This is a genomic window from Pseudomonas prosekii (genome assembly GCF_900105155.1).
GTDB lineage: Bacteria > Pseudomonadota > Gammaproteobacteria > Pseudomonadales > Pseudomonadaceae > Aquipseudomonas > Aquipseudomonas prosekii.
Genome location: NZ_LT629762.1, coordinates 4,765,148 through 4,779,567, shown reverse-complemented (window position 1 = coordinate 4,779,567; position 14,420 = coordinate 4,765,148). Strand labels below are relative to the sequence as shown.

9 protein-coding genes are annotated in these 14,420 nt (G+C 60.2%); 3 read left to right on the top strand and 6 right to left on the bottom strand.

Features of this window, described 5'->3' with window-relative positions; genetic code table 11:
* Positions 1-95: 95 nt before the first annotated feature.
* Positions 96-395 carry a BolA family protein gene (locus BLU01_RS21795; protein ID WP_092279377.1) on the bottom strand — a complete coding sequence of 100 codons (300 nt, stop codon included), beginning with the start codon at positions 393-395 and terminating at the stop codon, positions 96-98.
* 12 nt (positions 396-407) lie between these two features.
* Positions 408-932 carry a DUF2059 domain-containing protein gene (locus BLU01_RS21790; protein WP_092279375.1) on the bottom strand — a complete coding sequence of 175 codons (525 nt, stop codon included), beginning with the start codon at positions 930-932 and terminating at the stop codon, positions 408-410.
* A gap of 192 nt (positions 933-1,124) precedes the next feature.
* Here BLU01_RS21790 and BLU01_RS21785 point away from each other — a divergent pair, with 192 nt between their 5' ends.
* Positions 1,125-2,519, top strand: a complete 1,395-nt coding sequence (locus BLU01_RS21785) for a class II fumarate hydratase (RefSeq protein WP_092279373.1) — start codon at positions 1,125-1,127, stop codon at positions 2,517-2,519.
* Between the two features lie 125 nt (positions 2,520-2,644).
* On the opposite strand, the gene BLU01_RS21780 is transcribed toward BLU01_RS21785, so the two are convergent.
* Complete coding sequence (locus tag BLU01_RS21780) at positions 2,645-3,604, bottom strand: DMT family transporter (protein ID WP_092281690.1); 960 nt, start codon at positions 3,602-3,604, stop codon at positions 2,645-2,647.
* A gap of 200 nt (positions 3,605-3,804) precedes the next feature.
* Here BLU01_RS21780 and BLU01_RS21775 point away from each other — a divergent pair, with 200 nt between their 5' ends.
* Positions 3,805-3,999, top strand: coding sequence for a DUF6316 family protein (locus BLU01_RS21775; protein ID WP_092279370.1), 195 nt, complete (start codon positions 3,805-3,807; stop codon positions 3,997-3,999).
* Positions 4,000-4,119: 120 nt separating this feature from the next.
* Here the strand turns inward: BLU01_RS21775 and BLU01_RS21770 are convergent, their stop codons facing one another.
* Both BLU01_RS21770 and pap read right to left on the bottom strand, forming a co-directional pair.
* Positions 4,120-5,304, bottom strand: a complete 1,185-nt coding sequence (locus BLU01_RS21770) for a thiolase family protein (RefSeq protein ID WP_092279368.1) — start codon at positions 5,302-5,304, stop codon at positions 4,120-4,122.
* 112 nt (positions 5,305-5,416) lie between these two features.
* Positions 5,417-6,931, bottom strand: coding sequence for a polyphosphate:AMP phosphotransferase (gene pap / locus BLU01_RS21765; RefSeq protein WP_092279366.1), 1,515 nt, complete (start codon positions 6,929-6,931; stop codon positions 5,417-5,419).
* Between the two features lie 568 nt (positions 6,932-7,499).
* Between pap and mnmC the strand changes: the two genes are divergently transcribed.
* Entirely contained in the window at positions 7,500-9,479 is a 1,980-nt protein-coding gene (gene mnmC, locus BLU01_RS21760) for a bifunctional tRNA (5-methylaminomethyl-2-thiouridine)(34)-methyltransferase MnmD/FAD-dependent 5-carboxymethylaminomethyl-2-thiouridine(34) oxidoreductase MnmC (protein ID WP_092279364.1), read from the top strand.
* A 15-nt stretch (positions 9,480-9,494) separates the two neighbouring features.
* Here mnmC and BLU01_RS21755 read toward each other — a convergent pair whose 3' ends face one another.
* Positions 9,495-14,324: an NEL-type E3 ubiquitin ligase domain-containing protein gene (locus tag BLU01_RS21755; protein ID WP_157720180.1), complete on the bottom strand. Its 4,830-nt coding sequence runs from the start codon at positions 14,322-14,324 to the stop codon at positions 9,495-9,497.
* Positions 14,325-14,420: the final 96 nt, after the last annotated feature.

Here is a 14,420-nt window from a genome sequence, read left to right as displayed (position 1 = left end):
AAAAATAAACGCTTCTGTAGGAGCGAGGCTTGCCCGCGAAGGCGATCTTGAGGACGCCTTCGCGGGCAAGCCTCGCTCCTACAAAGGGCAGGTCATCAGTGTTTGCTGCCGCCGGCACAGGTCGGTGAGGCCGGGGCCGTTTCGATCTGTGCCCATTCTTCCGGCGTGTAGGTATGCAGCGCCAACGCATGAAATTCGCCCATCAGTTCGCCCAGCGTTCCATAGACTTTCTGGTGCCGCTTGACGCGATTGAGGCCTTCGAACTGCTGGCTGACGACCACCGCTTTGAAGTGCGTCTGCAACCCGCGACTGTGCATGTGGCTTTCATCGAGCACTTGCAGGTGCTCGGGCTGCAGCAGCCCGAGCGTCGATTCGATGCGTTGTTGCATGGTCATACCGAACTCCGCTTAAGGCTTTTTCTTGGCTGGAGCGGCGGCGCCTTTAGGCTCCAGCTCGGCAGTCATGTCGGCCAGCAGTTTGTTGACCACAGGGACCGCGCTTTCAAGCTTGGCCTGGGTCATCTGCGCCGATTGCTGAGTCAGCTGCGGCATTTTTTCGAGGACTTTCTTGCCCAGTGGCGACTGGTAGAAAGCAACCAGATCCTTGAGCTCGGACTCGCTGAAGTTGGTGGTGTACAGCTTGACCATGTCCGGCTTCAGCTTGTTCCAGCCAATGGCTTGGTCAAGAGCGGCGTTGGCCTTGGCCTGATAGGTTTCCAGCAGGGCTTTTTTCGACGCCGGGGCTTTGGTCTGCTCAAAGCGCTGAGCGAACATTTGCTGCACTTGCATGTACACCGGAGTGCCCAATTTGTCAGCGTGCGCCAGGGTCAGGAAAGCTTCGGCACTGGCGTTGTGGCTGGCGGTATCGGCAAAAACCTGGCCGCTGGCGCAAACCAGTGCAACCGCGGTACAGATGGCACGAAGACGAGTCATCGAGTTTCCTTTTCTAGCAGGCGAGGTAAAACCCCAAGGGCGACCATTCTGCGCCTAAAAAACGCCATGGCTCAACCCCCGAGCCTTACAGGGCTTGATTTGTAAGGCCCAGCGGTCAGAAAACAGACTGATGGAACCACAAGCGCCGAACACGGCCTAAACTGCGCAATCAGACCTACAGGAGTGTGACCGATGAGCCGTATCGAAACCGACAGCCTTGGTGAAGTTGACGTCCCCGAGGAGGCCTACTGGGGCGCACAGACTCAACGTTCGCTGGTCAACTTCGCCATCGGTGAGGAACGCATGCCCCTGCCGGTGCTGCACGCCCTGGCCCTGATCAAGAAAGCCGCCGCGCGCGTCAACGACCGCAATGGCGACCTGCCCGCCGACATCGCCCGGCTGATCGAACAAGCCGCCGACGAAGTGCTCGACGGCAGCCACGACGACCAATTCCCGCTCGTGGTCTGGCAGACCGGCAGCGGCACGCAAAGCAACATGAACGTCAACGAAGTGATCGCCGGTCGTGCCAACGAACTGGCTGGCAATCCGCGTGGCGGCAAGTCGCCGGTGCATCCGAACGACCACGTCAACCGTTCGCAAAGCTCCAACGACTGTTTCCCGACCGCAATGCACATCGCCACCGTGCAAGCGGTGCAGCACAGCTTGCTGCCGGCGATCAGCGAATTGTCCGGTGGCCTCGCCGAGCTGTCGGCGCGCCACATGAAACTGGTGAAGACCGGGCGCACGCACATGATGGACGCGACGCCGATCACCTTCGGCCAGGAGATTTCGGCATTTATTGCGCAACTGGATTACGCCGAACGGGCGATCCGCAGCGCCTTGCCGCAAGTCTGTGAATTGGCTCAGGGTGGCACCGCAGTCGGCACCGGGCTGAATTCGCCGCACGGTTTTGGCGAGGCTATTGCTGCCGAACTGGCCGCGTTGTCGGGCCTGCCATTCGTGACCGCGCCGAACAAGTTCGCCGCCCTCGCCGGCCACGAGCCGCTGACGACGTTGTCCGGCGCGCTGAAAACCCTCGCCGTGACCCTGATGAAAATTGCCAACGACTTGCGTCTGCTCGGTTCCGGGCCGCGCGCCGGTTTTGCCGAGGTGAAACTGCCGGCGAATGAGCCGGGCAGTTCGATCATGCCCGGCAAGGTCAACCCGACGCAGTGCGAAGCGCTGTCGATGCTGGCGTGTCAGGTGCTGGGCAATGACGTGACAATCGGTTTTGCCGCGAGTCAGGGTCATCTGCAATTGAACGTGTTCAAACCGGTGATCATCCACAACCTGCTGCAGTCGATTCGGCTGCTGGCCGATGGTTGCAGCAACTTCCAGCAACATTGCATCGCCGGTCTGGAACCGGATGCCGGGAAAATGGCTGAGCATCTGGAGCAGGGTTTGATGCTGGTGACGGCGTTGAATCCGCACATCGGCTATGACAAGTCGGCGGAAATCGCCAAGAAGGCTTACAGCGAAGGTCTGACCTTGCGTGAAGCGGCGTTGCAGTTGGGTTATCTGACTGACGAGCAGTTTGATGCGTGGGTGCGGCCGGAGAATATGCTCGAAGCGGGCGCCAAGGGCTGAGATTTGCGGTGACTGTCACGCCGCCATCGCGAGCAAGCTCGCTCCCACAGGTGACCGCGAACTCTCAGGAGAATGCGTCCAAATGTGGGAGCGAGCTTGCTCGCGATTGGCGACACTGAAAATCTTCAGCCGACCACAACTCGGGCTTTCCGAGCCTTGAGCCCCGCAATCAATGAAGGCCCCAGCGCGACCAGCGCCGAACCGAGCACCACCAACACTGCCCCGCCATATCCCAGGCCATTGATGGTCTCGGCATGCACGTATTCCGGCCAGGCCCACGCCGCGATGGCCACCGCGACAAACGTCACCAACGGCGTAATCGCCAACGTCGCACTGACCCGCGACGCCTCCCAATGCGCCAGCGCTTCGGCGAATGCGCCATAGGCGATCAAGGTGTTCATGCAGCACGCCAGCAGCAACCAACCCTGCAACGGGCTCAGGCTCAGCGCTTCGAGCGGGTGTACCCACGGCGTCAGCAGCAGCGCGCAGAACAGGTAAATCACCATCATGACCTGCAACGAATTCCACACCGTCAGCAATTGTTTCTGCCCCAACGCGTAGAAGGTCCAAACCGTGGACGCGAGCAAAACCAGCAACACGCCAGCGGTGTAATCGGTCAGGGAGGTGAGCAATTCTGCGAGACGCTGATTGAAGAACAACCCGAAACCGATCAGCAGCACCAGCAGGCCGATCCCCTGCCCTACGCTGAAACGCTCCTTGAACACGAACAGGCTGGCGATCAGCAACATGATCGGGCCCATTTGCACCACCAGTTGCGCCGTGCCGGGGCTCAGCAGGTTGAGGCCCATCAGGTACAACACGTAATTGCCGACCAGCCCGAGCACCGCCATCAGCACCAGCCAGCCACCCTTGGGGCCGAGCACTTTGCGGCTCGGCAAACGCCTGGTGGCGGCGAGGTATACGAACAGGCAACCGCCAGAAACAGTTAAACGAAACCAGGTCACCGTCACCGGGTCCATCACTTGCAGCACTTGTTTGAGCTTGATCGGCAAAATGCCCCACAGCAACGCTGTCAGTAACGCGAGGAACAATCCATAAACCCAGCGACCCGATGAAATGTGCATGCTGCCCCCGACGCCCATTAGCAAGAGACGCCATTCTAGGCGCAGCCTCGGGCGCAACACAGGGACAGTTACGCGCTGACGCAAATGAAACTGTGCAGGTCGCAAGGTCAGATGCCGTCGATCAGGTCGTCGGGCGGCACAAAGCCTTCAGACCTAAGCTGATTGGATCCGCCCACAACACAAGCCCACAGGAGATGGCCATGTACGGCATGCGCGCCCAGGACAACGCCCCCGCCACGCACTTTCGCAGCGACCGCTTGTGTCGGGTGAACGGGGAGTTGTATTTCAGCACTCGGGAAAACACCCTTGAAGGGCCGTTCGAGAATGCTGAAGTGGCGGCGAAAGGGATTCAGGCTTATATCGAGCGGATGCAGCTTCAGAGTCAAAACAGATAAACCTGTGGCGAGGGGGCTTGCCCCCGTTGAGGCGCGAAGCTCCCCCAAAAAAGAGAGACTGCTGCGCAGTCCAACGGGGGCAAGCCCCCTCGCCACAACGCGCAGTGCAAAACTCGCGGTTTAGCGAACCACCTCAAACAACCCCGTAGCCCCCATCCCGCCGCCCACGCACATGGTCACCACGCCATAACGCAGATTGCGCCGTTGCAGTTCACGCACCAAGTGCCCGACTTGCCGCGATCCGGTCATGCCGAACGGGTGGCCGATGGAAATCGAGCCACCGTTGACGTTGTATTTGGCGTTGTCGATTTCCAGGCGATTGCGGCTGTACAGGCATTGCGACGCAAACGCTTCGTTGAGTTCCCACAAGTCGATATCAGCCACCTGCAAGCCTTTGGCCTTCAGCAGTTTTGGCACCGAGAACACCGGGCCGATGCCCATCTCGTCCGGCGCGCAACCGGCGACGGTGAAACCGCGGAAGAACGCTTTCGGTTTCAAGCCCAATTCCAGGGCTTTCTCCAGGCTCATCACCAGCGTCATCGAGGCGCCGTCGGACAATTGCGACGAGTTGCCCGCCGTCACCGAACCGTCTTCGGCGAACACCGGTTTCAGGCCGGCGAGGCTTTGCAGCGTGGTGTCCGGGCGGTTGCAGTCGTCGCGATCAACAATGCCGTCGAGGATCTGCACCTGGCCAGTCGCCTTGTCTTCGACCCGATACTTGACCGCCATCGGGACGATTTCATCGTCAAACAAGCCGTCGGCCTGCGCCTGCGCGGTTCGCTGCTGGCTCTGCAGCGCATACAAATCTTGCTCTTCGCGGCTGACGTTGTAACGCCGGGCGACGATTTCGGCGGTCTGGCCCATCGGGAAATAAATGCCCGGCACCTGCTCTTGCAGCAACGGGTTGATCAGGTTGTCGGTGTTGACGCTTTTCATCGTCAGGCTGATCGACTCGACGCCGCCGGCAACGATGATGTCGCTGCAACCGGAGGCAATCTGGTTCGCAGCAATCGCGATGGCTTGCAGGCCCGAGGAGCAGAAACGGTTGAGGGTCATGCCGGCGGTGCCGATGCCCAGACGCGACAGCACCGCGACGTTACGGCCAATGTTGTAGCCCTGCGCGCCTTCGTTGGAGCCGGCGCCGACGATGCAATCCTCGACGCTCGCAGGGTCGATGTCGTTGCGCGTGAGCAGCGCATTGACGCAATGGGCCGCCATGTCGTCCGGACGGGTCTGGTTGAACTTGCCGCGAAAGGATTTGGCCAGGCCGGTCCGCACGCTGTCGACGATCACCACTTCACGCATGGCATACCTCATTGTGTTGAATTGTTGTTGTCGGTTGAAAGTGGACCGAGCATAAGTCCACCGCATGACCCACCGCGACAATCATTCACCCCGCGTATGCGCAACCATCGACCTACTTCTTGTGCTTCTTGCGCTTTTTATCAGCCTTGTCGAACGCGCCTTCCAGCGCCTGGTTGATCGTGCGCAACACTTTGACCCGCGCCCAGCGTTTGTCATTGGCTTCAACCAGAGTCCATGGCGAGACTTCGGTACTGGTACGATCGACCATGTCGCCGACAGCCGCGCGATAGGCGTCCCATTTGTCGCGGTTGCGCCAGTCGTCTTCGGTGATCTTGAAGCGCTTGAAGGGGATTTCTTCGCGCGCCTGGAAACGCTCAAGCTGGGTTTGCTTGTCGATGGCCAGCCAGAACTTGACCACGATCACATTGGAATCGCCGATCTGCTCTTCAAAATCGTTGATCTCGCTGTAGGCGCGCAGCCAGTCCGCCGGCGGGCAGAAGCCTTCGACGCGCTCGACCAGCACCCGGCCGTACCACGAACGGTCGAACACGGTGAATTTGCCCTTGGCCGGAATATGGCGCCAGAAACGCCACAGGTACGGTTGCGCGCGTTCTTCTTCAGTGGGCGCGGCAATCGGCACGATGCTGTATTGGCGCGGATCGAGCGCCGCCGCGACTCGCCGAATCGCCCCGCCCTTGCCCGCCGCATCATTGCCTTCAAACACCGCGATCAGCGCGTGCTGGCGCATGCGCTTGTCGCGCATCAGCCCGGAGAAGCGCGCCTGTTCGGTAATCAGCTGTTCTTCGTAATCGTCCTTGTCCAGACGCAGGGTCATGTCGAGGCTGTCGAGCAGATTCAGTTGATCGACATGAATCGGTAACGGCGCCGCGTTGACCTTTTCCGGGTGAATCTTGGCCCGTTTGAGCGCGTTTTGCAGGCCTTCGAGCAGAATCTGCCCGACCACCAGGCTGCGGTAATTGGCATCAACCCCTTCGATCACATGCCACGGCGCGTAGTCGCGACTGGTGCGGCGCAATACGCGCTCGCCGTATTTGACGAATTTGTCGTAGGTCTGCGACTGCTGCCAGTCCAGCGGGCTAATGCGCCAACTGTGCAGCGGGTCGTCGGCGAGGGCTTTGAGCCGCGCCTTCATTTGTTTTTTCGAGAGGTGGAACCAGAACTTGAAGATCAACGCGCCTTCGTCGCAGAGCATTTTCTCGAAACGCTCGGACTGGTTGATCGCCTGGTCGAGCACCGCGTTCTTGAACAAACCATGGACTCGGCCCTGGAGCATCTGGCTGTACCAGTTGCCGAAGAAAATCCCCATGCGGCCCTTGGCCGGCAGCATGCGCCAATAACGCCAGGCCGGTGGCCGCGCCAGTTCTTCGTCGGTTTGCTGGTCGAACGTGCGGACTTCGATCAGGCGCGGGTCCATCCATTCGTTGAGTAGTTTGACCGTTTCGCCCTTGCCGGCGCCCTCGATGCCATTGATCAGGATGATCACCGGGAAGCGTTGCTGCTGCAGCAGTTCGAACTGCGCCTCAAGCAAGGCTTCGCGCAGGGCCGGCAATTCGGCTTCGTAGGTTTCTTTGTCGATGGCGTGACCGATTTCGGCAGATTCGAACATGAGCGGCTCCGTTCCGGGAATGAGCAAGACTAGCGGATTGGGCTGATGATCAGCGGAGAAATTCCATGTGGTGTGCGCATTACTGCTGTGGTTGTGCCGGGATTGCAGGTTTGATTGTGGCTGCCGGGCTGCCGGGCTGTTGTGGCTGCCAGGCAGTTGTGGCTGTCGGGATGTTGTGGCGAGGGGGCTTGCCCCCGTTCGGCTGCGCAGCAGTCGTAAAAACGACGCACGCGGTCTATCTGGGAAAACAGGTTGTCTGGATTGGGGCCGCTGCGCGACCCAACGGGGGCAAGCCCCCTCGCCACAAAAGCTCCATTGCTACAAAAGCACCCTTGCCAGAGGAAGCTCCATTGCTACAAAAGCTCCATTGCCATAGAAGCTCCACTGCCACAAAAGCTCCATTGCCACAAAAGCACCTTTGCCAGAGGAAGCTCTTTTGCCACAGCGCCCTTGCCACAATGGTCTGGCGGCAGATTTTCCCTGAAGCAGTGTCTCCGGCACTTGCCATGGATCAAGCACAGCCGCGCTGATCGGCTAGAATGCCGGCCTTGTCGTTGCCGAGCCTGTCATGAATCCTCAATTGCCCAACGCCCAGCTCGACTGGGACGACCAGGGACGCCCGTATTCGCGGGTGTTCGATGATGTGTATTTTTCCGACCTGTCAGGTCTGGAAGAAACTCGCTATGTGTTCATCGAACAGAACCGTTTGCAGGAACGTTTCGCCGCGTTGCCCGCCGACGGGCGTCTGGTGATTGGCGAAACCGGCTTCGGCACCGGGCTGAATTTCCTGTGTGCCTGGCAATTGTTTGACCAGCACGCCGTGGCTGGCGCGCGGCTGCATTTTGTCAGCGTGGAAAAGTACCCGCTGACCGCTGCGGACCTGCAACGGGCACTGGCGTTATGGCCGCAACTGAAATCGTTCGCCGATCAATTGTTGGCGCAATACGTGGCGATCCATCAAGGCTTTCAACGGCTGGTGCTGGACAACGGCCGCGTGACCCTGACGCTGTTGATCGGCGATGCGCTGGAGATGTTGCCGCAACTCGATGGGCAAGTTGACGCGTGGTTTCTCGACGGTTTTGCCCCGGCGAAAAATCCCGACATGTGGACCGCCGAGCTGTTTGCCGAACTGGCGCGCCTGGCCGCGCCCGATTCGACCATCAGCACCTTCACCAGCACCGGTTGGGTCCGACGCTTGCTCAACGCGGCCGGGTTCAAGATGAAGCGCACGCCGGGCATCGGCCATAAATGGGAAATCCTGCGTGGAGTGTTTCTCGGTTGGCCAGCCGAAGTCGCCGTACCGCTCGCGGCGAAACCGTGGTTCGCCCGCCCTCCTCTGCGCAACAGCGAGCGTCGCGCATTGGTGATCGGCGCCGGCCTGGCAGGTTGCGCGACGGCGGCCAGCCTTGCGGCGCGGGGTTGGCAGGTAAGTTTGCTGGAGCGCCATGCCGCAATTGCGCAAGAAGCTTCAGGCAATCCGCAAGGCGTGCTGTACCTGAAACTGTCGGCGCACGGCACCGCGCTGTCGCAACTGATCGTCAGCGGTTTCGGCCATACCCGTCGGGTGCTTGAGCATCTGCATCGCGGCGTCGATTGGGACGGTTGCGGGGTGTTGCAACTGGCGTTCAATGCCAAGGAAGCCGAGCGTCAGGCGCAACTGGCGGCGGCGTTTCCTGCCGATTTGCTGCACCTGCTCGATCAGCCGCAAGCCGCAGCACGGGCCGGAATCGCATTGGCCCACGGTGGCTTGTTCTATCCCGAAGGTGGCTGGGTGCATCCGCCGGCGTTGTGCCAGTGGCAAGCGGCGCAACCGAATGTCCACGTGCTGCCCCATAACGAGGTGCTGGCCTTACGCAAAGTCGATGACCAGTGGCAGGCGTGGGACGGCGACACCTTGCTCGCCAGCGCACCGACCGTGGTGTTGGCCGGTGCCGCCGAAATCAAGCGATTCGAGCAAAGCGCCGACCTGCCGCTCAAACGCATTCGCGGGCAGATCACCCGGCTGGCGCAAACCGCCGAGAGCCAGAGCCTGGCCACGGTGGTCTGCGCCGAAGGTTACGTAGCGCCGGCGCGTCTTGGCGAACATACCCTCGGCGCCAGTTTCGATTTCACCAGCGATGACCTGACCCCGACCACCGCCGAACACCTCGGCAATCTGCAATTGCTCGAAGAAATCTCCAGCGATCTGGTCAGCCGACTGCACGCAGGCGAACTCGACGCCGAGCAACTGCGAGGTCGCGCGGCGTTTCGTTGCACCAGTCCCGACTACCTGCCGATTGTCGGGCCATTGGCGGACGGTCAAGCGTTCAACCAGGCTTACGCCGCACTGAGCAAGGACGCCCGGCAAGTGCCCGACGTCCCGTGCCCATGGCTCGACGGTTTGTACGTCAACAGCGGTCATGGCTCACGCGGTCTGATCACCGCGCCGCTGTCCGGCGAATTGCTCGCGGCGTGGCTGGACAACGAACCGTTGCCGCTGCCGCGCGCCGTCGCCGAAGCCTGTCACCCGAATCGTTTTGCCCTGCGCCGGTTGATTCGCGGGAGCTGATTGGCGACAGTTGATTTACGGCTCGGCGATGGCGCACAGACCCAGTTCGACGCGTTTTATCGCTTCGTCGGTCAAGCGGTGCATGAGCGTCGTCTCCGCGAATGCGCGCTCCTGATTGATCGTCTCGATCTGGCTGAGATAGTCAGCACCCTTCAGACTCGAGGCTTTCTCGAAAACCGCACTCAAGCGCGTCTGGAACGGTGCATTGAGCGCCGAGAAATCTTTGGGGGAATGCGCCTTCAAGTAGTCCGCCCAAAAATATTGCCTGGCCAGAGAGGTGCGCAACGCGGGCGAAAGCTCAGCGGCGATGATCCGGGTTTTTGCCGCCGCAAGATCCGCAGACTTGACGTTGCCCAGCGCGGCATAACGCATGTATCGGGGCTGACCCGGCAACTGCAGCGCGTCCGCCAGCCCGGTCCGGTAAGCGAGGTTGATCTCCAGCGGGTCCATGGTTGGATGGCTGACCTTATGTTCCTGGGCAATCGCGTCCAACTGCTCCATTCGAAACAATATGCGCCCCAGCTTCAACAAGGGTTCAGCCGATGTAGCGGCGTTGGCGGACTGGCGCACGACTTTGTCCACCTCAACTGCCACCTCCAGATTGCTGAAGTTGATGGCCGCCGTGTCCGTGCAATTGATCGGGTTGGCCGCCTGATTGAGCACTTGATCGCGCAGCACCGCGTCGCCGTATGCCGCCTCCAGCACTGACCAGACCCGGCGATTCATGTCCTCTCGAACATGTTCACTGTCGGCGGTATTGCCCAGTTCGGCGAGCAACTGGAACAGCCCTTCGGACTGCGGATCATCCCTGAATGCATTCCAGATCTCGCCGCGCCGGGTGTAAGTGACGACGGTTTCATCGGGCAGCCACAGAGCCTTGGCGCCGCGCTCGGTCATGCGCCCGATATCATCATCGAAGTAACCCATGCCGACCCCGGTGTTATCGCAATAGGTCCGCAGCTTGAGGCGGCTGGCGTCGTCCAGCGTGTTGGTTCTCAGGTTGATGGTTTTGCTGAAACGCGTGGGGACCTCGAACAGCCAGTCGGGCAGCGTTTTGATGTTGTTCTCGCGCAAGTCGACAAAGCTTAGATTGGGCAATCGGATCAGGCCTTTGGGCAGTTCTGTCGCGCCGGTTTCGCGCAACCCCAGCACGCGCAAATCGAACATGTTGCTGACATCGGGTGTAGCGCCGAGGCGGTTCTTGCTCAAATTCAGCGCTTCGAGCGAGCGCATTGCTGCCAGTTTGGCCAATGTCGCTTCGGACAAACTCAAGCGGTTGTTGGCCAGGCTCACGCGTACCAGTTTCGGCATCAGCGCCAACTCGTCAGGCAGCCTGGTTATTTTGTTGGCGTCCAGCTCCAATGATTCAAGCGATTTGAACGACTTGAGGAATTGGCCGATCTCGTCGCCCTGCTCCATGGCTCTGAGTGACAGACGTTGCACATGCCCGAAATCAATCTCCGTCGGCAACGTCGGCAGTTGGCCGACGCGCATACCGTCCAGACTCAGCCCGGGAACGCCACGGCCACGCTCGTCGCGCAGCAGCGACAACTGGCGCCAACTGTTCTCGATCGCATCGGCCACTTGTCGACGGCTTTGCCGGTACTCATTGAGGGCGCCGGGCAACTTGCGCATCTCGGCGTCATCGTTGCGCCAGGTCTTGAGTAACCCACGCAGCGTCTCCAGTTGGCCCTGGCGCTGCTTGATCGCAATGGACCGCGTCAGGTGATCGGTGCCCAGGCTGTCGAGCAGCGTTTTGACCTGGGCGTCGGTCATCAGCGGATAAAGCTTTTTGACTTTACGCATCAACGCCCGCGGATAGCTCGATGCCAGTGCCGACGGATGCGCTTGAACACACGACAGCGGCGCCGCAGCCTCCGCCAGTGGTTCTCCCGCCAATAGACGCGAAGCTGTCGGGCGGTCGTTCAACGCCTGGGACAGCAACTTGCCGCGCAACACCTTGGCTTGTTCCGCCAATGGAATGCCCAACCCGATTGCCTCACGTTGCGCAGGATCGAGGGCTTCGACGATGGTTTGATACAAGGCATCCGGGCCTTTGTTGGCGGCCGCCAGTGGCTTCGCATCGCTGCCAAAAGCCTGATAGCCGGACGCCGATTTGACCAGGGTGACTTTCGCAGCGCTGTTGGGATGACCCACACCTTGCACGACTTCGCCGGTAAGCGTGCCTTCGCGTATTTCCAGTAACAGTTCGCGGTCCCAGCCGCTCAAGCGCCCTAGTAACGCAAGCGCCAGTCTGGCCGAATCATTACTGGCGATTTGCGGCAGATAAACACCGCTGATGGCCCTGTCCAATCGCACATCTGCCAGCGCATTGCGGGCGTTTTCGGCGATGCCCATGGGCACCCGCCGGGTGGCGCGAAGACGCAGACGCTCGACGCTGCTGGCCTGATCAAGCACTTCCTGCGTTATCTCGACCGGAAGTTGGGCGAACGATTTTCGGACCAGTTCCACGTCACTTCCAGCGCTGACGTTCTGCAGCTCATACAGCCGATTGAACAGCGGCAAGCGATCCTGCTTCAACGCGCTGGCGAGTTGTTTCGCCAATGCATCCGTTTGCTTCTCGGCGCTGGCGTTGGCGCCGATCAAGCCGTCAACCTCGCGCTGAGGCAAGCTGGCCACGACCGTCTCGAACAAGTGCCCTTGCGCCAGATCCAGTTCGGTGACTTCAATGGCCAAATCTTCATCCGTGCCAAGCGAGCCCTTTGGGTAAACCGCGGTGACTTCCTGCTCGCTCCCCAGCACTTTGATATAGCGGCCGCTCGGCCAGCCGGGCATCGCTGGCAAAGCATTCAGATGTTCCGGCACATGGATCGCAGTGTGCGGATCACCGTTCTCCAGCGCCGCAATACAGCTACTTATGCGCTGGTCCAGATGAAAACGTTCAATGGTGTCTTTCAACCGGGCATTCAATACCAGGCCTTCGTCGTTGAGGTAGTGCAGGTCGGAAATGGAAGTCCCAGTGACGTTGCGAATCTCTTCCACCCGCGAGTTTTGCAGCGCCGCCAGACGCGAATCGAGACGTTTGAGCGCATAGCTGCCTTCTCGCCATTGATCCGGCTGTTCGAAGGACAACCGCCAGCCGCGCTCGCCGTTGTATTGCAGGGTCGGCGAAAACGCGTTGGCACGCAGCGGGTGGCGCACTCGCCATTGTTTGATAGCGGCGTCGTACCGAATCCGATAGGCGCTGTTATCGATGCGAATGTAAGGTTCGCCCGCGACCTGATAAACCCCCTGCACATCGGCGGTTGCCCCTCGCAGCAGGCTCAACGGGCGCTTGTAGGGGCGCAGGTCGGACTTCCACAGACGCGGTTGTTGCGCGCTGTTGGTCATCGATTCGAACTGGCTGAAAAACTCCGGGTGCTCACGCACGGTTTTCTTGATAAGTGCGCCAGCGACTTTACCGCCAGCGGCAAGAGCGCCCGTCAGCGCAATGTTTTCGGTGATGCTCAGCAGGTGCGATAGCGCTTGCTGCTTGTCGCCATTCTCCCAATCCTCAACGCCGTCATACACTTCGCCGAGCAATTGGCCGACGGTTACGCCGATCATCAACTGGCCCAGCACCGGGACAAAAAACGCTGCGATATTGAGCACCGTCAAGCCCATCTCAAGGAAGTTCTGCAGGCGTTTCTCGCGCACTTCCTGATCGACATCCGCCGTTGGCACGGCCAATTCCCGCGCATCGATCTGCATCTTGCCCAACGTGCTCTGAATCAGGAACTGCGATAACGGCACATGAATGGGCAACGCCTTGAACGTCGCCAGATCGCTCGACTGTGCTGCCGCTTTGAAAAACTCGAGTTTGCTGTCTTCCTGGATGCCCTGGGCGAAGTAGGTCTTGTAGCCTCGCACCTTCAGCTTGAGGCCCAGATAGACCTTGAATTCGGCAAAGGTGTTGTATTCATAGAACGGCCGGCCGGGTTCATTGGGCATGTAAACGATGCACCACTCGTCCGGGTAGGTTTCCACCGACCGTTTGGAAAACACCACGACGCCCCATACGCACTCGGCGAACAGCTCCATGCCCTGAATGATCAGCGGCTCGTCGCCATGGGTGATTATCTGGATGCCCTCCACCGCACTGGTGCCGCTGTTGGTGCCGAGCGCCAGCAGGGTTTTACAGGCGGCCTCGGTAATGTGCTGCTTCATCAACGCCAGGTAGGCATCGACCCTGAGTTTGGTGATCTTCAGCCATTTGAGGTCGTTGACTAACCCGACCGGGGTCGTCGACAGATTGAACACCTCGTTGATGTGTTCCTGATAGCGCTTGCCCAGATCGAGTTCTCGGCACAGCGTGGCAAAGGTCTGCGGGGTGAAATTCGGCAAGCCCTGCGGCGACGAAGCGACATCCAGGGTGCTGCCGACCGGGAAGCCATCCATGACCGTTTCATCAGCGGTGAAATTCTGCATCGCCGCTTGCAGCAGGCTGTGCCGGACCGAAGGGATCAGCACCTCGCCGCCCACTCCGGTGGGCGTGCCTTCACAGCCACAGTCAAATCCCGGAAGCACCAAGGCATCACTGCGAACGTCGAATATCACCGGCCACCTTTTGTTCAGTGCCGCCGCCAAATGCGTCGCGCAAAAGCTGTCCAGCGGTTGCAGATTGAGCATCAGCGCTTCGAATTTCTGCTGATACGCCAGCAACTCGCGGGCTTGTGCCTCCAATCCAGCGAGCACTGGCGACGACGCCGTGAGCAGCCAGGTGGGGATGCCTTTGGTCAGGGTCTCGGCGATGTCCAGATCACCGGTGTCATCGAGTAAAACGGTGAGCGTGGCAAGTTGATTGGGCGCTTGGTGCACCGGCGGCGGGGTGTCTGAGGTCAGCATCGGCAATATCCTTATTGCGAGTCGTGAACCCATAACCTAGCGGCTCTGCGCCAGGAACAAAAACGCAAATACCGGACAGGTTCGGTACTGCTTCGA

Bases quoted from the DNA above. Each gene is read 5' to 3' on its own strand.
- BLU01_RS21770 (WP_092279368.1), bottom strand. From the start codon at position 5,304: ATGCGTGAAGTGGTGATCGTCGACAGCGTGCGGACCGGCCTGGCCAAA.
- BLU01_RS21795 (WP_092279377.1), bottom strand. From the start codon at position 395: ATGACCATGCAACAACGCATCGAATCGACGCTCGGGCTGCTGCAGCCC.
- mnmC (WP_092279364.1), top strand. From the start codon at position 7,500: ATGAATCCTCAATTGCCCAACGCCCAGCTCGACTGGGACGACCAGGGA.
- pap (WP_092279366.1), bottom strand. From the start codon at position 6,931: ATGTTCGAATCTGCCGAAATCGGTCACGCCATCGACAAAGAAACCTAC.
- BLU01_RS21775 (WP_092279370.1), top strand. From the start codon at position 3,805: ATGTACGGCATGCGCGCCCAGGACAACGCCCCCGCCACGCACTTTCGC.
- BLU01_RS21790 (WP_092279375.1), bottom strand. From the start codon at position 932: ATGACTCGTCTTCGTGCCATCTGTACCGCGGTTGCACTGGTTTGCGCC.
- BLU01_RS21785 (WP_092279373.1), top strand. From the start codon at position 1,125: ATGAGCCGTATCGAAACCGACAGCCTTGGTGAAGTTGACGTCCCCGAG.
- BLU01_RS21780 (WP_092281690.1), bottom strand. From the start codon at position 3,604: ATGCACATTTCATCGGGTCGCTGGGTTTATGGATTGTTCCTCGCGTTA.
- BLU01_RS21755 (WP_157720180.1), bottom strand. From the start codon at position 14,324: ATGCTGACCTCAGACACCCCGCCGCCGGTGCACCAAGCGCCCAATCAA.